The sequence below is a fragment of the Streptomyces sp. CA-278952 genome, assembly GCF_028747205.1.
Classification (GTDB): domain Bacteria; phylum Actinomycetota; class Actinomycetes; order Streptomycetales; family Streptomycetaceae; genus Streptomyces.
Genome location: NZ_CP112880.1, coordinates 3,319,495 through 3,336,752 on the forward strand (window position 1 = coordinate 3,319,495; position 17,258 = coordinate 3,336,752).

Annotated in this window: 18 protein-coding genes; 5 read left to right on the forward strand and 13 right to left on the reverse strand. The window is 71.7% G+C overall.

From position 1 onward, the window contains the following. Positions 1-81 precede the first annotated feature (81 nt). From N7925_RS14680 to N7925_RS14690, 3 genes are all read right to left on the reverse strand, one after another. Positions 82-504: a hypothetical protein gene (locus tag N7925_RS14680; protein ID WP_274344083.1), complete on the reverse strand. Its 423-nt coding sequence runs from the start codon at positions 502-504 to the stop codon at positions 82-84. Positions 505-764: 260 nt separating this feature from the next. Then, positions 765-935 (reverse strand): hypothetical protein, encoded by a 171-nt coding sequence (locus N7925_RS14685; RefSeq protein ID WP_274346609.1) that lies wholly within the window; start codon positions 933-935, stop codon positions 765-767. 116 nt (positions 936-1,051) lie between these two features. Further along, positions 1,052-1,288: a DUF6243 family protein gene (locus tag N7925_RS14690; RefSeq protein ID WP_274344084.1), complete on the reverse strand. Its 237-nt coding sequence runs from the start codon at positions 1,286-1,288 to the stop codon at positions 1,052-1,054. A 286-nt stretch (positions 1,289-1,574) separates the two neighbouring features. Between N7925_RS14690 and N7925_RS14695 the strand changes: the two genes are divergently transcribed. The 5 genes from N7925_RS14695 to N7925_RS14715 all read left to right on the forward strand — a co-directional run bounded on the left by N7925_RS14695 (position 1,575) and on the right by N7925_RS14715 (position 5,114). Next, on the forward strand, positions 1,575-1,982 hold the full coding sequence (locus N7925_RS14695) for a hypothetical protein (protein ID WP_274344085.1): 408 nt from the start codon (positions 1,575-1,577) through the stop codon (positions 1,980-1,982). A 90-nt stretch (positions 1,983-2,072) separates the two neighbouring features. After that, on the forward strand, positions 2,073-2,663 hold the full coding sequence (locus N7925_RS14700) for a dihydrofolate reductase family protein (RefSeq protein WP_274344086.1): 591 nt from the start codon (positions 2,073-2,075) through the stop codon (positions 2,661-2,663). 97 nt (positions 2,664-2,760) lie between these two features. Beyond that, a complete protein-coding gene (locus N7925_RS14705) occupies positions 2,761-3,144 on the forward strand; it encodes a VOC family protein (protein WP_265600069.1) in 384 nt (127 codons plus the stop codon). Positions 3,145-3,206: 62 nt separating this feature from the next. After that, positions 3,207-3,623, forward strand: coding sequence for a nuclear transport factor 2 family protein (locus N7925_RS14710; protein ID WP_274344087.1), 417 nt, complete (start codon positions 3,207-3,209; stop codon positions 3,621-3,623). A gap of 216 nt (positions 3,624-3,839) precedes the next feature. Further along, a complete protein-coding gene (locus N7925_RS14715) occupies positions 3,840-5,114 on the forward strand; it encodes a serine hydrolase domain-containing protein (RefSeq protein WP_274344088.1) in 1,275 nt (424 codons plus the stop codon). A 24-nt stretch (positions 5,115-5,138) separates the two neighbouring features. On the opposite strand, the gene N7925_RS14720 is transcribed toward N7925_RS14715, so the two are convergent. From N7925_RS14720 to N7925_RS14760, 10 genes are all read right to left on the reverse strand, one after another. Continuing rightward, the gene (locus N7925_RS14720) at positions 5,139-5,750 is read right to left on the reverse strand and encodes a TetR/AcrR family transcriptional regulator (protein WP_274344089.1); all 612 of its coding nucleotides are present in this window, start codon (positions 5,748-5,750) and stop codon (positions 5,139-5,141) included. Further along, a complete protein-coding gene (locus N7925_RS14725) occupies positions 5,738-6,472 on the reverse strand; it encodes an enoyl-CoA hydratase family protein (protein WP_274344090.1) in 735 nt (244 codons plus the stop codon). Before N7925_RS14725 ends, N7925_RS14720 begins: the two co-directional genes overlap by 13 nt. 37 nt (positions 6,473-6,509) lie before the next feature. Next, positions 6,510-8,093 carry a 4-coumarate--CoA ligase family protein gene (locus N7925_RS14730; protein ID WP_274344091.1) on the reverse strand — a complete coding sequence of 528 codons (1,584 nt, stop codon included), beginning with the start codon at positions 8,091-8,093 and terminating at the stop codon, positions 6,510-6,512. Between the two features lie 163 nt (positions 8,094-8,256). Beyond that, on the reverse strand, positions 8,257-9,450 hold the full coding sequence (locus tag N7925_RS14735) for an acyl-CoA dehydrogenase family protein (protein WP_274344092.1): 1,194 nt from the start codon (positions 9,448-9,450) through the stop codon (positions 8,257-8,259). Further along, the gene (locus N7925_RS14740; RefSeq protein WP_274344093.1) at positions 9,447-11,426 is read right to left on the reverse strand and encodes an ATP-binding protein; all 1,980 of its coding nucleotides are present in this window, start codon (positions 11,424-11,426) and stop codon (positions 9,447-9,449) included. The genes N7925_RS14735 and N7925_RS14740 overlap by 4 nt, the downstream gene beginning before the upstream one ends. Positions 11,427-11,433: 7 nt before the next feature. Further along, on the reverse strand, positions 11,434-13,032 hold the full coding sequence (locus N7925_RS14745; RefSeq protein WP_274344094.1) for an acyl-CoA carboxylase subunit beta: 1,599 nt from the start codon (positions 13,030-13,032) through the stop codon (positions 11,434-11,436). Next, positions 13,029-14,762 carry an acyclic terpene utilization AtuA family protein gene (locus N7925_RS14750; RefSeq protein ID WP_274344095.1) on the reverse strand — a complete coding sequence of 578 codons (1,734 nt, stop codon included), beginning with the start codon at positions 14,760-14,762 and terminating at the stop codon, positions 13,029-13,031. Before N7925_RS14750 ends, N7925_RS14745 begins: the two co-directional genes overlap by 4 nt. Further along, a complete protein-coding gene (locus tag N7925_RS14755) occupies positions 14,759-15,565 on the reverse strand; it encodes a TIGR03084 family metal-binding protein (RefSeq protein ID WP_274344096.1) in 807 nt (268 codons plus the stop codon). Before N7925_RS14755 ends, N7925_RS14750 begins: the two co-directional genes overlap by 4 nt. A 589-nt stretch (positions 15,566-16,154) precedes the next feature. Continuing rightward, complete coding sequence (locus N7925_RS36170) at positions 16,155-16,433, reverse strand: transposase (RefSeq protein ID WP_443032345.1); 279 nt, start codon at positions 16,431-16,433, stop codon at positions 16,155-16,157. A 150-nt stretch (positions 16,434-16,583) separates the two neighbouring features. Beyond that, entirely contained in the window at positions 16,584-17,087 is a 504-nt protein-coding gene (locus N7925_RS14760) for a hypothetical protein (protein ID WP_274344097.1), read from the reverse strand. Positions 17,088-17,258 lie beyond the last annotated feature (171 nt).

Sequence of the window (17,258 nt, forward strand, 5' to 3'; positions counted from 1 at the left end):
GTGCGTTCCCCGTGGCTCCCCCGGACCCGACCCGCGTCCCCCGGATCCGACCCGGGGCTCCCCGGACCGATCCGGACGGGCTCACAGCCGCTTGAGCCCGACGTACTGGAGGGCTGCGAAGCCGCCGACGGTCAGGCTCTGGAGCACGATCCAGACCGTGCCGACGCCGGTCGGGGACAGCACACCGGAGACCGCGACCACCAGGCTGAGGACGACCCACAGCAGGTTCGCCACGATGACCGCCGTCAGTCCCGTGCGGTTGATCTCCTTCCGCGTCCCGATGGCGAGCACTCCCAGCGCGTAGAGGAGCAGGAAGACCCCCACCGGGTACTGGACTGCCGTCGTGACACCGAAGAAGGAGTCGAGGACCGTGGCGAGTGCCAGGTACGCGATCCCGTTGAGGCCGGTGACCACCGCGTCCAGCTTGAGCGCCAGCCTCGCGAAACCGTCGGATCCCGTCGCCCTCGCGTATGCGGTAACCCCGTCGTACGGCGTCGAAGTCATGGTCGTCTTCCTCTCGTGCAGCAGGGAGTTGCCCGGATGGAAGCGGCCCCCTCCGTGGGGCCTCCGAACACTGCTGAAGGTAGGCGGCCCCACGGAGGGCCTCAATTACCTCCGAGGTAATCAGCCCATCGCATCCAGCGTCCCCCGCTCACGGTCACGGCCACGGCCACGGCCACGGCCACGGCCGACGACCCCCGTCCCGCGCTGCCCCGAAGCCCTGCCCCCGGGCCGGAGCCCCGTAGCCCAGCGAGGCCCGACCATCATGAAGTTCGAGGCGTCGCCCCCGAATGCGCGTCGCCCTCGACGTTGGCGATCATCTTGCGCAGTACCTGGAGCGCGGCCACGTACTCCTCGTCGCTGATGCCCTTGTGGACTTCGGCGCGTACCTCGGTCGCCAGCTCACGCAGCCGCACTCTGGCGGCCTCGTTCATGCGGGACGCCGCGCGAAGACGAACGATCACTCGGACGCCGCTGGGGGCGCAGGATGCCCCGCCCTGTGTGGTGCCGCCCTGGCCCCCGTGCGGTGCCGCCCTGCGACGGCGGAGCGTCAGCCCTGGTCGGTGTCGTCGCCCGACTGTGCGGTGTCGTCGCCCGTCTGGCCGGTGCCCTCGGCCGTGCCGGTCTTCTCGCGCATCTTGCGCACCAGCTCCGCCTTCTGGTCGGCGGCACTCCGGCGGTCGAGATTGCGGTGCGGGCCGTTGTTCTGCCGTTCGGCGCGGGACAGCTTCTTGCGCTGGCCGCCACCCTGGCCCACAGGGTTGTTGATGTTCTTGCTCACGGTCACGGGTTCTCCCGGTTGTGATGTGAAATGATCTACGGATTCACCGGTGGGGGACGGGCGGCGACGTCGGCAGGACGTCAGCGGCGGCCCATCACACGCTCACTCGTAAATCGGCGTCTGGAATGACAAAGACGTTACCCGGTTCCGTCGCCCCCCGCACACCACCCGTTTCGGTGGGTCCGGCATCGGCCGAGCCTGCGGCGAGAACCCGGGGTCAGCCGTTATGGCCGCTTCAGGTGAGTAGCCGTACTCAGGCGGGTGGCTGCCCGTCCGCCGCACCATGGTGTACATGCCGAAGTGGGTCCTGGATCTTGGACTGGCCGTCCTGTTGTCGGGGGTCGTGGCGGGGGCGCTGATTGTCTTCTGGTTCGTCGAAGGCCTGAAACTGTGGGCCACCAAGGGAGGGACGGTTCCGGGCCGCACGCGCCGGCTCATCCTCGCACTGAGCCTGGGGGCGACTTCCTCGGCCCTGATCAGCTATGGCCTGTCCGAGGCCGAGGCTGATCTGCCGGTGGCCCACGCGTCCCAGGCGGTCCTGGCAGTGCTCTGCGCGGTGCTTGTGATCCTGGTCGCGGGTGACGAGGGCTACGAGCGGATCGCCACGTACCGGCGTCGGCGTCGCCTTCGCCGTGAACGTCTTCGGCGGCACGTCACGCAGCCCCCGGGGGGCTCCTTCAGGTGCCGCCGCGACCGATGAGTTCCGCTCCCCCATGCGGTCAGCATCGGTGAGAGCAACCGCACGAAGACAACCGCACGAAGGCAACCGCACCGACAGGAGCAGCAGCACATGGGTCAGCTGGTCGTGGTCAACTTCGTCTCCTTGGACGGCGTCATGCAGTCGGTCCTCTCGGCCGACGAGGACCGGGGCGGTGGGTTCGATCAGGGCGGCTGGGTGATGCCGTACGTCGACGACGTGGTCGAGCGGTTCATGAGCGAGGCCACGGCCGGTGCCGGCGCTCTGCTCCTGGGGCGCAGGACCTACGAGATCTTCGCCGCCACCTGGCCGTACGCCGACCCGAACGACCCCGCTGTGGCAGCCATGAACGCGATGCCCAAGTACGTCGCGTCCCGCACGCTCAAGGAGCTGGACTGGGCGAACTCCATCCTCCTCGGGGCCGATCCGGTGGCGGAGATCAGCCGGATCACGGCCGCGTCCGGGAGCGAGACGGTGGTGCTGGGCAGCGGAGAGCTGCTCGCGACCCTGATCGAGCACGACCTCGTCGACGAGTACCGGCTGCTCGTCTTCCCTCTCCTCCTGGGCGGTGGGAAGCGGCTCTTCGCCGATGGCGGGGGCCCTCGTCACCTGAAGCTCACCGCAACGGAGCCGACACCGTCCGGCGTCCTGATCAACACCTACCGCCGCCCCGCCGAAGAGTGAGAGCCTCATCGGCGGCAGCGAACGCACTGCTGCTCGCGCACAAGGAACAGGCGCGGCTCTGTGACGTTCGGCGGGGAGATCGGGAAGGCTGGGGCGCATGGTTTCGGTAGTACAGAACGTGGCGATCGACTGTGCGGACGCCTACGGGCTCGCACGGTTCTGGAGCGGTGTGACAGGCCGTCCCCTGCACCCGGAGGACAGGCCGGGCGTCCGGGAGGCCCAGGTGCTGTTGGCGGAGGGCCCGGTGCTGCACTTCAATCAGGTGCCCGAGGCCAAGACGATCAAGAACCGGCTCCATCTGTGCCTGCGCCCGGAGACCTCGCGCGATCAGGAGGTGGACCGGCTGCTGGAGCTCGGCGCCACGTTCGTCGGCGATCATCGGAATCCCGATGGTTCGGGCTGGGCGATCCTCGCCGATCCCGAAGGCAACGAGTTCTGCGTCCTGCGGAGTGAGTCCGACCGAGCCGCCATGCTCTCCTGACGCTCACGGCGTCCGGGACGGATGACGCCCGCCCGGGCCTCCTCGTCGGCGACGATGGCCGAATGAGTCAGGAACACGAAGACGTGAGTGCGGCGATCGACGGCGAGTTGCGGCTGATGGACCCCGCCGTCCGTCTCTCCCGGTCCATCGCCGAGACACTGCTCGACCCGGAGTTCGTCGAGATCGGGGCTTCCGGAAGGCGGTGGACGTACGAGGAGGTGCTCATCGCCCTCCCCGACCTGGACGGCGGAGGCGCGGACAGCCCGCGCTACGAGCCCTCCGGTATGACCGGAGTGGTGCTGGGGCCCGGGCTGGTGCACCTCACGTACGAGACCGTCATCGGCGGCGACCGGGCCCGCCGGAGTTCGCTGTGGCGCCGGCGGGCCGGGGAGACGTCGTGGCGGATGTACTACCACCAGGCGACGCCGGTTCCGGCCGGGGAGGAGCCCCGGGACCGCGCCCCGTCCGACTCCGGCTGACGCCGGCCCAACGCCGCCCGACGCCGCCCGACGCCGGTCCCGACGGCCCCGACGCCGCCCGTCCCGACGGCCCCGAGGGCTCCGTGCCGCGCGGCGCCGAACGAGTGGACTTCGCAGGGCGCGGCCGGCATGCGGTACGGAGGCCGGGGGCAGGGTGGTGTCGTTGCCGTCGCTCCGCTCCCCTCCCTCCCCCTCCCGGTCCGGAAGAGGCCCCCTGTGCGACGCTCCCCCACCCGACGCCTGTACGCCGCGATGCTGCTCGCGGCGTCCGTACTGGTCCCGATGGCCGTGACTCCCGCCCCGGCGGTCCACGCCGCTGGGCTCGACCGGCACCATCAGCACCATCAGCACACCGGGAACGACCGACCCGGCGGACACGACCGGCACGGTCAGGACGACTGTCCGCCCGGCGGTCTCGGTCCCGAGCTGACCGCCAAGCTGGACCAGGCCATCGCGGACGTCCGCGAGCAGGCCGGTATTCCCGGCGTCGTCGTCGGACTGTGGATGCCGGGGAAGGGCAGCTACGTCCACGCCGACGGCGTCGCCGACACGGCCACCGGTGAGCCGATGTCGGCCGACACCCGGATCCGGATCGGCAGTGAGACCAAGACGTTCACGGTCACCGCGCTGCTCCAGCTCGTCGACGACAAGCTCGTCAAGCTGGACGACCCGATCTCCCGTTACGTCTCCGGCGTGCGCAACGGCGACCGGATCACGCTGCGCCAGCTCGCCGGGATGCGCAGCGGCCTGTTCCCGTACACCGCCGACGCGGACTTCGTGCACGACCTGCTGAGCGATCCGTACCGCTCGTTCACCCCGCGGGGCGTGCTCGCGTACGGCATGAAGCACAAGAACACCTTCGAGCCGGGTGCGGAGTTCCAGTACTCCAACTCCAACCTCGTCCTCCTCGGCCTGGTGATCGAGAAGGTCACCGGCCAGAAGCTCCGCGAGGTCATCCACGAGCGGGTGCTCCGCCCCGCCCACCTGCACAACACGCTCTTCCCGACCGGGGCCGAGTTCCCCGAGCCGCACGCCCGCGGCTACACCGACCAGACGCTGAGCGGCGAGACCGAGGACGCCACGGAGTGGAACCCCTCGTGGGCGTGGGCGGCCGGCGCGATGATCTCCGATCTGCACGACCTGCGCCGCTGGGCCAAGGTCGTCGCCACCGGGGAGCTGCTGAGCCCCGCTACCCAGGCGCAGCGGCTCAGGACGCAGCCGACCGGCTTCCCGGGGCTCAGCTACGGCCTCGGCATCTTCGACGCCGACGGGTGGATCGGGCACAACGGTTCCCTGCCGGGGTACGAGACCGTGACCGTCTACCTGCCCTCGCAGAAGGCCACTCTGGTCATCATGATCAACACGGACTCCCTGAGCGATGGCCAGGAGCCGTCCACCCTGCTCGCCCGCGCGGTCACGCGGATCGCCACCCCGGACCACGTCTACGACGGCAGCGCCTCCCGGGAGCCGGCCGCCCCGGCCACTTCCTGAGGCCACCCCCGGACCCCGTCCGGGCTATCGCCCCAGCCCCTCCTCCACCAGCGCCGCCCACTGCGCCACCACCCGGGCCCGCCGGGCGGCGTCGTCGGTGAGGAGGTTGGCGAGGCCGAGGCCGCGGGCCATGTCGAGGAGGCCCTGGACCGTTTCGCGCGCCCCGGGGCGGGATTCGTCCGCGCCCAGCAGCTCGACGGCGATCCGGTGCGTCTCCCGGCCCACCCGCGCCTCCAGTTCCGTCACGCGCGGCCGGAGCTGGGCCTCGTTGGAGGCGGCGACCCAGAGGTGGAGCGCGGCCCGGAACAGGGGGCCGGTGTAGAGGTCGACCAGGGCCGCGACCACCTCGGCGCGGCCCTGGACGGGGAGCGTGCGCAGCGCGGCGGAGCGTTCCTCGGCGACGTACTCCACCGCCCCCGTGAACAGGTCCTCGCGGGTCGGGAAGTGGTGCTGGGCCGCGCCGCGCGAGACGCCGGCCCGCTCGGCGACGACGGAGACGGTGGAGCCCGCCCAGCCGTGTTCGGCCAGGCAGGCCACCGCCGCCTCCAGGAGCCGCTGCCGGGTCGCCCGGCTGCGGTCCTGCTTCGGCGCGTGGGCGGATTTCAGAGGGCTGGAAGGTGGTGTCACCGCACCCATGCCGGGTCCCGTCGTTCGATGAAGGCCGTCATCCCCTCCCTCGCCTCGTCGGAGGCGAACAACGCGGCGGATCGGGCGACGAGGTCTTCGGCGTACTGGTCGAAGCTCCTCAGCACGGTAGCCGTGACCAGCTCCTTCGATGCGGCCAGCCCCTGCGGCGAAGCCCGGCGCAGGCCGTCCAGGATGGGGACGAGTGCCTGGTCGACGTCCTCGGCGGCCACCGTGACCAGGGCGATCCTGGCCGCCTCCGCCGCGTCGAAGCGCTCACCGGTGAGGTAGTAGCGGTTCGCCGCCGTGCGGTCCAGGCGCGGCAGCAGGGTGAGGGAGATGACCGCCGGGGCCAGGCCGAGGCGGGACTCCGTGAGGGCGAAGGTCGAGGCCGGGCCCGCCACCGCGATGTCGCACGCCGCCAGCAGGCCCAGGCCGCCCGCCCGGACATGGCCCGTCACCCGGGCGACGACCGGTTTGGGCAGCGCGACGATCTCCCGCATCAGGCCCACGAACGCCTCCGGGTCCGGCGGCTCCTTGAGGTCCGCCCCGGCGCAGAACGTCGTGCCGGTGTGGGTGAGCAGCACCGCCCGTACGGTGTCGTCCGCCGCGCACGCCGCCAGTGCCGCGCGCGCTTCGCCCACCAGGGAGGCGGAGAGCGCGTTGCGGTTCGCCGGGGAGTCCAGGGTCAGCGTCGCCACTCCCCGGTCCGCCGTCCGTCCGATCAGGGTCACTTCTCCTCCGTCCGGTCTGCCGTCCGTCCGATCAAGGTCACTTCTCCTCCGTCTTCTCCCGGTCGCGCAGCTCGCGCCGGAGGATCTTGCCGGACGCCGCCCGGGGCACCGCCTCGACGAACTCGGCCTGCCGCACCTTCTTGTACGGGGAGACGCGTTCGGCGACGTACGCCAGGACGTCCTCCACCGTCAGGCCGTCCGCCGCCGGGCCCCGGACCAGGAACGCCTTCGGGACCTCGTTGCCGTCCGCGTCGTACACCCCGATCACCGCCGCGTCCGCGAGGTGCTCGTGGGTGAGGAGCAGGGCCTCCAACTCGGCGGGGGCCACCTGGTAGCCCTTGTACTTGATCAGCTCCTTGACCCGGTCGACGACGAAGAGCCAGCCGTCCGCGTCGACCCGCCCGACGTCGCCGGTGTGCACCCAGCCGTCCGCGTCGATCATGTCGGCGGTGGCGTCGGGGCGGCCCAGGTAGCCCTTCATCACCTGGGGGCCGCGGATGAGGATCTCGCCGTCGGCCCCCTCCTCCGCGTCCGTCGCCGGGTCCTCCAGCGACACGATCCGCATCTCGGTGCCCGGCAGCAGCTTGCCGACCGTCCCCGGCGGCGGCTGCTCGACGGAGAGCGGCACCACGTGCGTCCCCGGCGACAGCTCCGTCATCCCGTACGCCTGCCGCACCGGCGGCAGTCCCAGGCGGGCCGAACAGGCGGCGGCCAGGTCGGCGTCGAGCGGGGCGGCGGCGCTGACGATGTACTGGAGCGAGGAGAGGTCGTACTCCCCCACCAGCGGGTGCTTCGCCAGGGCCAGCACGATCGGCGGGGCCACGTACAGGCCGGTGATCCGGTGCGTCTGGATGGCCTCCAGAAACTGCGCCAGATCGAAGCGGGGCAGGACGACGACCGTCGCCCCGCAGCGGAGCGGGGCGTTCATGAGCGCCGTCAGACCGTAGATGTGGAAGAAGGGCAGCACCGCCAGGATGCGGTCGCCCTCGCCCATCGGGATGAACGGTCTCAGCTGCTCCAGGTTGGTCGCGATCGAGCGGTGCGTGAGCATCACGCCCTTGGGCGTGCCCGTCGTGCCGGAGCTGTACGGGAGCGCCGCGATGTCCTCGCCGGGGTCGATGGCGATCTCCGGAACGGGGGCGGTGGAGGAGAGCATGTCCAGGATGGAGGTGTGTTCCTCCGCCTGGTCGCAGACGTAGATCTGCCGTATGCCGCCGGTGAGTTCGGCCGCCCGGCGGGCGGTCGTCAGGAGCGGGGAGACGGTGACGATCCACTTCGCGCCGCTGTCGGCGAGCTGTTTGGCGAGCTCCTCGGGTGTGGCCAGCGGGTGGACGGTGGTGACGGAGGCCCCGGCGCGGGTGGCCCCGTAGAAGACCGCCGGGTAGGCGATGGTGTTGGGGCTGTGGAGGGCGAGGACGTCGCCCTTGCGGAGACCGGCCTCGGCGAGCGCGGCGGCGATGCGCCGGTGGAAGCCGTCGAGTTGGGCGTACGTGAGGGTGGCGCCGTTCGTCCCGTCGATCAGGGCGACGGTGTCACCGAACCCGGCGGCCTCGCCGAGGACCGCGTCGTGGATGGGCGTGTCGAGGGCCGGTACGTCTGCGTACTCGCTGCGGAACACCATGGCGGTCCCCTGTCGTCGCGGATGCCCGCGCCGCCCGGGTGGCGGCGCGGGTCGCCGTGCGGGTGTGGAGGGTCAGAATCGCCCCTGTGGGGAGGGATGGGGAGAGGTCGGACGGAAGCGGATCGGGAAGGGCCATGGGCCAAGGGCCAAGGGCCCGGGAAGCTCAGTACGACTTCGGCAGGCCCAGCGTCTGGTGCGAGACGTAGTTGAGGATCATCTCGCGGCTGACCGGGGCGATCCGGGCGACCCGGGACGCGGTGATCAGGGAGGCAAGGCCGTACTCGCGGGTCAGGCCGTTGCCGCCGAGGGTGTGCACGGCCTGGTCGACCGCCTTCACGCACGCTTCCCCGGCCGCGTACTTCGCCATGTTCGCCGCCTCGCCCGCCCCGACGTCGTCGCCCTCGTCGTACAGCCGGGCCGCCTTCTGCATCATCAGGCGCGACAGCTCCAGGTCGATGTGCGCGGTGGCCAGCGGGTGCGCGATGGCCTGGTGGGAGCCGATCGGGGCCTTCCACACCTGCCGGGTACGGGCATACTCGACGGCCTTGCCGAGCGCGAAGCGGCCCATGCCGATGCCGAACGCGGCCGTCATGATCCGTTCGGGGTTGAGTCCCGCGAAGAGCTGGAGGAGGCCCGCGTCCTCGTCGCCGACCAGGGCGTCGGCCGGCAGGCGTACGTCGTCCAGGACCAGCTCGAACTGCTTCTCGGGGGCGTGGAGTTCCATGTCGATCTGGTGCCGGCCGAAGCCCTCGGCGTCGCGCGGGACGATGAACAGGCAGGGTTTCAGCTTCCCCGAGCGGGCGTCCTCGGTGCGGCCGACGATCAGCGTGGCGTCGGCTATGTCGACGCCGGACACGAAGACCTTGCGGCCGGTGAGCAGCCAGTCGGCGTCCGGGCCCGTGCCGTCGCGGCGGGCGGTGGTGGTGATGCGATGGGAGTTGGAGCCGGCGTCGGGCTCGGTGATGCCGAAGGCCATGGTGAGGCTTCCGTCGGCGAGGCCCCGCAGCCACGTCCGCTTCTGTTCGTCCGTGCCGAAGCGGGCGATGACCGTGCCGCAGATCGCGGGCGACACGATCATCATGAGGAGGGGCGAGCCGGCCGCACCCAACTCCTCCAGGACGATCGAGAGTTCGGCCATCCCGCCGCCTCCGCCGCCGTACTCCTCGGGGAGGTTCACCCCGAGGTAGCCGAGCTTGGCGGCCTCCGCCCACAGCTCGTCGGTGTGGGCGCCCTCGCGGAGGACGGTGGTCATGTAGTCGCGCCCGTACCGCTTGCCGAGGGCGGCGACGGCGGCGCGCAGGGCCTGGTGCTCTTCGGTCTCGAGGGTGGTGCCGGCGGCGGTGCGGGCGGTGCTCATGCGGTCTCCTCCGGTACGGGGATGGCGGCCGGGTCCTCCTGGACCACGGCGAGCAGCGCGCCGACCTCGACCTGGAGTCCGGGGGCGGCGTGCAGGGCGGTGAGGGTGCCGGAGGCGGGGGCGAGGATGCGGTGCTCCATCTTCATCGCCTCCAGCCAGATCAGCGGCTGCCCGGCCTCGACGGGGGCCCCGGCGGCCAGGCCCTCCGCGAGGCGGACGACGGTCCCGGGCATCGGGGCGAGCAGGGAGCCCGGTTCGGTGTGCGTGGCGGGGTCGGTGAAGCGGGGCAGGGCGGTGAAGGCGTACGAGGTGTCGGCGGTGTCCACGTACACCCGGTCGCCGTCACGGTCGGCGGTGACCGTGAAGGGCCGTGCCACGCCGCCCACTTCGAGGGTGACCCGGTCCGGGGTGACGGTGAGGACCCGGACGCCCGGGGCGTCGTGCGGTTCCGGGACGCCGGTGCGCGGGGTGCGGTAGGCGGCCTCGTACTCGGTCCCGTCGGGCTCGCTCCGGTAGCGCTTGACCTGCGGCCCGGATGCCACGTTGCGCCAGGCCCCGAAGCGGGTGGGGGCGGGGCCGCCGGAGGCGGTGGTGCGGACGGCTGCCGCCAGGGCCGCGGCGAGGGCGGCCGTCGCCGGGTCCCGGCCGGGGGCCGGGGCGGTCAGGGCCGCCAGGTGCCGGTCGTAGAACCCGGTGTCCAGGCGCGGCGCCGCGAAGTCCGGGTGGCGCAACGACCGTACGAGCAGGTCGCGGTTGGTGACCGGGCCGTGGACCCGGGCCCGCTCCAGCGCGCGGGCCAGCAGCCGGACGGCCCCGGCGCGGGTCGGGGCGTGGGCGATCACCTTGGCCAGCATCGGGTCGTAGTGCACGCCGATGGTGTCGCCGCCGGTGTACCCGGTGTCCAGGCGCAGGCCCGGCGCTTGCGGGACGTCCAGGGCGAGGAGCGCGCCGGTCTGCGGCTGCCAGTCCCGGGCGGGGTCCTCGGCGTAGAGCCGGGCCTCGACCGCGTGGCCCGACGGCGACGGGGGCGCCGGCTCCAGCGGCTCGCCCTCCGCCACCCGCAGTTGCAGGGCGACCAGGTCGATCCCGAACACGGCCTCCGTGACCGGGTGTTCGACCTGGAGGCGGGTGTTCATCTCCAGGAAGTAGGGGTGGCCTTCGGCGGAGACCAGGAACTCCACGGTCCCCGCGCCCCGGTAGCCGACCGCCCGGGCAGCCGCCACCGCCGCCTCGTGGAGCCGGGTGCGCAGGGCGTCGTCCAGGCCCGGGGCGGGGGCCTCCTCGATGACCTTCTGGTGGCGGCGCTGGAGCGAGCAGTCCCGGGTGCCGAGCGCCCACACGGTGTCGTGCTCGTCCGCCATCACCTGGACCTCGACGTGCCGGCCGCGCTCCACGTACGGCTCGGCAAAGACCTCTCCGTCCCCGAAGGCGGCCGCGGCCTCGGCGGCGGCCGCGAGCAGTTCGCCGGGGAGCGCGTCGAGTTCGCGGACGATCCGCATGCCGCGTCCGCCGCCGCCGGACGCCGCCTTCAGCAGCAGCGGCAGATCGTCGGGGTCCGCCGTCGCCGGGTCCACGGGGGCCAGCAACGGGACCCCGGCCCCGCCCATCAGCTCCTTGGCCCGGGTCTTGGACGCCATCAGCTCGATGGCCTTCACCGGCGGGCCCACCCACACCAGGCCCGCGTCCCGCACGGCGGCGGCGAAGGCGGCGTTCTCGGAGAGGAAGCCGTAGCCGGGGTGCACGGCGTCCGCCCCGGCGGCCAGCGCGGCGGCCACGAGGAGGTCGCCGCGCAGATACGTGTCGGCGGGGGCCGCGCCCGGCAGGCGTACGGCGAGGTCGGCCTCCCGTACGTGCAGGGCGCCGGCGTCCGCGTCGGAGTGCACGGCGACCGTGGTGATGCCCAGGTCGCGGCAGGTGCGGAAGATCCGGCAGGCGATCTCGCCCCGGTTGGCGACGAGCAGGGTGTCGATGGTCATCTGGGCCTCACATCCGGAAGACGCCGAAGCCGCCGCGGGCGCCCTCGACCGGTGCGGTGTGGATCGCGGACAGGCACATGCCGAGGACGGTCCGGGTGTCGCGCGGGTCGATGACCCCGTCGTCGTACAGCCGCCCGGACAGGAACACCGGCAGCGACTCCGCCTCGATCTGCTGCTCCACCATCGCCCGCAGCCCGGCGTCGGCCTCGTCGTCGTACGGCTGCCCCTTGGCGGCGGCGGAGGCGCGGGCGACGATGGACAGGACCCCGGCGAGCTGCTGCGGTCCCATGACGGCGGACTTGCTGCTCGGCCAGGCGAAGAGGAAGCGCGGATCGTAGGCACGGCCGCACATGCCGTAGTGGCCGGCCCCGTAGGACGCGCCCATCAGGACCGACAGGTGCGGGACCTTCGAGTTGGCGACCGCGTTGATCATCATCGCGCCGTGCTTGATGATGCCGCCCTGCTCGTACTCCTTGCCGACCATGTAGCCGGTGGTGTTGTGGAGGAAGAGGAGCGGGATGTCGCGCTGGTTCGCCAACTGGATGAACTGGGCGGCCTTCTGGGACTCCTCGCTGAACAGCACCCCCTGGGCGTTGGCGAGGATCCCGACCGGGTAGCCGTGCAGCCGAGCCCAGCCGGTGACCAGGCTCGTCCCGTACAGCGGTTTGAACGTGTCGAAGTCCGAGCCGTCGACGAGCCGGGCGATGACCTCGCGCGGGTCGAAGGGCGCTTTCAGATCGCCCGGCACGATGCCGAGCAGCTCGTCCTCGTCGTACTTCGGCGGTTCGGCGGGGCCCGGATCGGGGTGTGCCTTGCGCCAGTTGAGGCGGGCGACGATCCGCCGGGCCTGCCGGATCGCGTCGTGCTCGTCGACGGCGAAGTGGTCGGCGAGCCCGGAGATGCGGGCGTGCATCTCGGCGCCGCCGAGGGACTCGTCGTCGCTCTCCTCGCCGGTCGCCATCTTCACCAGGGGCGGTCCGCCGAGGAAGACCTTGGACCGGTCCTTGATCATCACGGTGTGGTCGGACATGCCGGGGACGTACGCGCCTCCGGCCGTGGAGTTGCCGAACACGACGGCCACGGTGGGGATTCCGGCGGCGGAGAGCCGGGTGATATCGCGGAAGAGGGCACCGCCCGGGATGAAGATCTCCTTCTGGGACGGCAGGTCGGCCCCGCCGGACTCCACCAGGCTGATGGCAGGGAGCCGGTTGGCGAAGGCGATCTCGTTGGCGCGCAGGGCCTTCTTCAGCGTCCACGGGTTCGAGGCCCCGCCGCGTACCGTCGGGTCGTTGGCGGTGATCAGGCACTCGACGCCCTCCACCACCCCGATCCCCGTGACGAGCGAGGCGCCGACCGCGTAATCGCTGCCCCACGCGGCCAGCGGCGACAGTTCCAGGAACGGGGTGTCGGGGTCGACGAGCAGCTCGATCCGCTCGCGGGCCGGGAGCTTGCCGCGCTTCCGGTGCCGGGCGACGTACTTCTCGCCGCCGCCCGCGAGCGCCTTGGCGTGCTCGGTCTCCAGCTCGGCGAGTTTGGCCACCATGGTGGCCCGGTTGGCCGCGTACTCGGGGCCGTCGGTGTCGAGCCCGGTGGGCAGGCCGGTCATGCGGTCACCTCCGGGAGGGGGACGCCTTCCAGCAGCGGTACGGGGACGGGCAGCGACCGGGACCGCAGCCACTCCCCCAGCGCCTTGGCCTGCGGGTCGAAGCGGGCCTGCGCGGCGACGCCCTCGCCCAGCAGGCCGTGGACGGTGAAGTTCAGGGCGCGGAGGCCCGGCAGCACATGGCGCACGACGGTCAGGGCGGCGGTCTCCGGCAGGAGTTCCTTCAGCCGCTCGACGGTCAACTCGTGCGCCAACCAGCGCCAGGCGTCGTCGTCGCGCACCCAGACGCCCACGTTGGCGTCGCCGCCCTTGTCGCCGCTGCGGGCGCCCGCGATCAGACCGAGGGGTGCGCGCCGGGTGGGGGTGGAGGCGGGATACGGCTCGGTGAGCGGCGGCGCGTCGGGTTCGGCCAACTCCTGGGTGCGGGAGGGAGGTTCCTGTACTTCTCTGCGGCCGTCCGGCAGTACGGCGGTGTGCTCGACGTCCGCCGCCGGCACGGCCCTGGCCTCGAACACCCCGTAGGGCGCGCCCCTTCCGGGTGGGGCGGTGACGTGGAAGCCCGGGTAGCTGCCGAGGGCCAGCTCCACGGCGGCCCCGGAGACGGCCCGGCCGACCGCGTCGGCGTCCCTGTCGCGGACGACGAGCCGCAGCAGGGCGCTGGCCCGCTCCTCGGTGTCGGCGTCGGCGTGGTCGGTCCGGGCCAGCTCCCAGCGCACCTCGGCCGGCGGGCGCCCGCCGACCCGTGCCAGGGCATCGGCGAACTGGGCTTGCACCAGGCCCGCTTTGGCCTCGATGTCCAGGCCGGTGAGGACGAAGGCGACCTCGTTGCGCCAGCCGCCGAGCCGGGTGAGCCCCGCCTTGAGGCTGGGCGGCGGGGCCTCGCCTCGTACGCCGTCGATACGGACCCGGTCCGGGCCGTCCGGGGTCAGCGTCACGGTGTCGAGGCGGGCGGTGACGTCGGGGCCCGCGTACCGGGCTCCGCCGGTCTCGTAGAGGAGTTGGGCGGTGACGGTGCCGACGTCGACGACCCCGCCCGTACCGTCGTGCTTGGTGATGACCGAGGAGCCGTCGGCGTGGATCTCGGCGAGCGGGAAGCCGGGGCGGCGCAGGAGGCGGGCGTCGTGCTCGCGGAAGAACGCGTAGTTCCCGCCGGTCACCTGCGTGCCGCACTCCAGGACGTGCCCGGCGACGACGGCTCCGGCGAGCGCGTCCAGGTCGTCCGGGCCCCAGCCGAAGTGGGCGGCGGCGGGCCCGGTGACCAGGGCCGCGTCGGTGACCCGGCCGGTGACGACGACATCCGCCCCGGCCCGCAGACAGGCGGCGATCCCGGAGCCGCCGAGGTAGGCGTTGGCGGTGAGGAACCCGTCCGGGACGGGCAGGCTGTCGCCCTCGACGTGGGCGACGGTGACGGGCACGCCGACCTTTGCAGCCAACTGCCTCACCGCGTCGGCCAGTCCGGCCGGGTTGAGGCCGCCCGCGTTGGCGACGATCCGCACCCCGCGCTCGTGGGCGAGGCCGAGCCCTTCCTCCAACTGGCGCAGGAAGGTGGTGGCGTAGCCCTTGTCCGGGTCCTTGAGGCGGCTCCGGCCGAGGATGAGCATGGTCAGCTCGGCGAGGTAGTCCCCGGTGACGACGTCGAGGGGGCCGCCGATCAGCATCTCGCGCAGCGCGTCGAACCGGTCGCCGTAGAAGCCGGAGGCGTTGCCGATCCGGAGGGGCGCGGGGGCGCTCACTGGGGGTCGCCCTGCTCCGCGCGGGGCGGGCGGCCCGGCCCGGGAGGCCCCGCGAAGGCCTGGGCGATCCCGAGCCACTGGTCGGCGTCGCGCCCCTCGGCGGTGACCGCGAGGTCGGAGCGGTGGGCGCGCTGGGTGACCAGGAGGCAGAAGTCGAGGAGCGGTCCGGTGATCCGCTGGACGGCCTCCTCCGGCCCGTACGTGATCAACTCGCCGCCCGGGGTGTGCAGTTCGACGCGGAACTCCTCCTCGGGCGCGGCGATCCCGCGCACCCCGTAGGCGTAGTTCCGGGCCCGGACGCCGATCCGCGCCACATGCCGGAGCCGGGTGGTGGGGGTCCGGGTCACCCCGAGGGCGTCGGCGATGTCCTGGCCGTGCGCCCAGGTCTCCATGAGCCGGGCGGTCGCCATGGACGCGATGCTCATCGGCGGCCCGTACCAGGGGATCCGGGTGCCGGCCGGGGCGTCCCTCAGGGCCTTGTCGAGCCGGTGCCGCCCCTGCCGCCACCGGGCGAGCAGGGCGTCCGGGTCATGGGCGGCGACCAGCGCCTCGGCCGCCTCGTCGACGAAGGTCTCGGGCGCGGCGAGGGCCTTGACCACCTCGTCCCCGAACCGGTCCGGCTCGGTGGCCGCCAGCAGCGCGACCTCGTCGGTCCAGCTGAGGTGGGCGATCTGGTGGGCCACGGTCCACCGCTCGGCCGGGGTCGGCCCGCGCCAGCCGGGCACGTCCAACTCGCGTACGAGTGCGTCGAGTTCGTCGCTCTCTGCGCGCAGATCGTCGATCACGGCTATGACAGCGGACACGTGCGCTCCCCTCGGGACCGGGTGTGGTGCCCAGGAGCATGGCAGCGCACCAGGAAACAATCAAGCACGCTTGCATGATTTTCTGACCGGGGTGTGCGGGGTGCGGGTGTGCGGGTGTGCGGGGTGACGCGCAGGTGGGCTGTCCGTCCTTCTCGGCGCGAGGACGTAATCCGCCACGGGCGTCGAGGAGGAAGTTCTGCACGACGATCTGTCGCAACGCTTCCGCGCGAGGCCCCGCCCGTGGTACGGAAGGCGATCTAGGAGCCGGCGGGCGTCCGCTCCCGCCTGCTTGAGCCGGGTGACAGGGTGACTCGGCTGACTGGGGAGTCGGACTGGACGCCCGTGGCGGGTGGCCCACTCGGCATCCACCAGGCCATCGAGGATGTCCGGTGCCCGCTGGGCGGCTTCTTCCAAGGCCGCGCGCACCGCTTCGAGTACGAGCTCCAGGCGGGTGAGGTCTCGCGCGGCGGCCGGGACTCGGGTGGAGTCGGTGCGCTGCCTCCCGCGTCCGGGGACCATGCCGGCTTCCCGCATCCGTGTCAGCGACAGGAGGAGCAGCTGGTCCGCGCGGTCGTCCTCGCACAGGCGATCACGGAAGTCCGTCAGCACGCTGTGGTGGAATCCCGGGTCGTCCAGGTCCAGGGCGTGTGCGTACGTGAAGTCGATGCGGCACGGTTTCGGCCGCCTGCCGGTCGGAGAGATTGAGCAGAAACTGCAGGACACAGACCGTGGCCAGCTGGGCCGGCGAGAGTCCGGGGCGGCCATCGCGCGGGTACCAAAAAGCGAAGTCCCTGTCGTCCCAGAGACCATCGAGGTGATCACGTACCCACATCGCCGTGGTGCCGCTGGGGTTACTGGCCCGCGCCATCTGGGCTGTGAGCTCGGGAGCCACCGCACCGGACCGCGGACGAACGGACACTGATCACCCCAGGAGGACGGAACTACGGAGGACCATCCGAAAGGTTCCAAGCGCCAACAGCCCCCGTACCGAGAACTCCAAGATCCCCGAAAGAGTCGCTCAGTAGTAGATGACTGAATCGATGTAGATCTTCGGGTCATCCGGCAAGACACCCTCGTAGGCATCTCCCATAAGTACGGACTCTCTGCCAATTTGGCCTGGCGCTATTTGCTTGAATTCAAACTTTGTGGTTTGCACCCAGTCCGTTCCGTTGCCTATGCTGACAGTGACCCTAATATTGTGATTCAAGTCAGTCTTATTGGTGGCGTTGCAGGCAACTCTGATGCCGATCGCATCGCGAGTGGCTCGCACCTCAGTGTCGCCGAGCGTCACGACCTTCGTCTTCCCCAGGTAGCTGATGACCGGCGACGGCTCCTGACTGACTTCAGCTGCCGTCGGAGCACTTGGGGCACTACTCGGCGCGGTAGAGACAGAGGCAGGGGCAGTAACCGATGAATCAGGAAGAGGGCTCTCGCCGTTCGAGCACCCGGTGACTACCAGCGCGGTAGTGACCAGTGCTGCGCCCCAGAAGATGGGGCGCAGCAGCAAGTTGAAGTCTGGCACTAGTTGCAGGCTCCTACACCGAGGGTGTTGTCGACGACCACCTTGCTGCCGACCTTCATGTAGGAGTACACCACGCCGCAGTAGCCCTTGTTCTGGTATACCGGCCCGGCGTAGGTGCTGTACGTACCGAAGTCCTGAACATCGGGCGTGGAAGTGTAGTTGTCCTTTAGC

Bases quoted from the DNA above. Each gene is read 5' to 3' on its own strand.
- N7925_RS14730 (WP_274344091.1), bottom strand. From the start codon at position 8,093: ATGGTGTTCCGCAGCGAGTACGCAGACGTACCGGCCCTCGACACGCCC.
- N7925_RS36170 (WP_443032345.1), bottom strand. From the start codon at position 16,433: ATGGCGCGGGCCAGTAACCCCAGCGGCACCACGGCGATGTGGGTACGT.
- N7925_RS14720 (WP_274344089.1), bottom strand. From the start codon at position 5,750: ATGGGTGCGGTGACACCACCTTCCAGCCCTCTGAAATCCGCCCACGCG.
- N7925_RS14680 (WP_274344083.1), bottom strand. From the start codon at position 504: ATGACTTCGACGCCGTACGACGGGGTTACCGCATACGCGAGGGCGACG.
- N7925_RS14740 (WP_274344093.1), bottom strand. From the start codon at position 11,426: ATGACCATCGACACCCTGCTCGTCGCCAACCGGGGCGAGATCGCCTGC.
- N7925_RS14710 (WP_274344087.1), top strand. From the start codon at position 3,207: ATGAGTCAGGAACACGAAGACGTGAGTGCGGCGATCGACGGCGAGTTG.
- N7925_RS14735 (WP_274344092.1), bottom strand. From the start codon at position 9,450: ATGAGCACCGCCCGCACCGCCGCCGGCACCACCCTCGAGACCGAAGAG.
- N7925_RS14695 (WP_274344085.1), top strand. From the start codon at position 1,575: ATGCCGAAGTGGGTCCTGGATCTTGGACTGGCCGTCCTGTTGTCGGGG.
- N7925_RS14705 (WP_265600069.1), top strand. From the start codon at position 2,761: ATGGTTTCGGTAGTACAGAACGTGGCGATCGACTGTGCGGACGCCTAC.
- N7925_RS14745 (WP_274344094.1), bottom strand. From the start codon at position 13,032: ATGACCGGCCTGCCCACCGGGCTCGACACCGACGGCCCCGAGTACGCG.
- N7925_RS14685 (WP_274346609.1), bottom strand. From the start codon at position 935: ATGAACGAGGCCGCCAGAGTGCGGCTGCGTGAGCTGGCGACCGAGGTA.
- N7925_RS14700 (WP_274344086.1), top strand. From the start codon at position 2,073: ATGGGTCAGCTGGTCGTGGTCAACTTCGTCTCCTTGGACGGCGTCATG.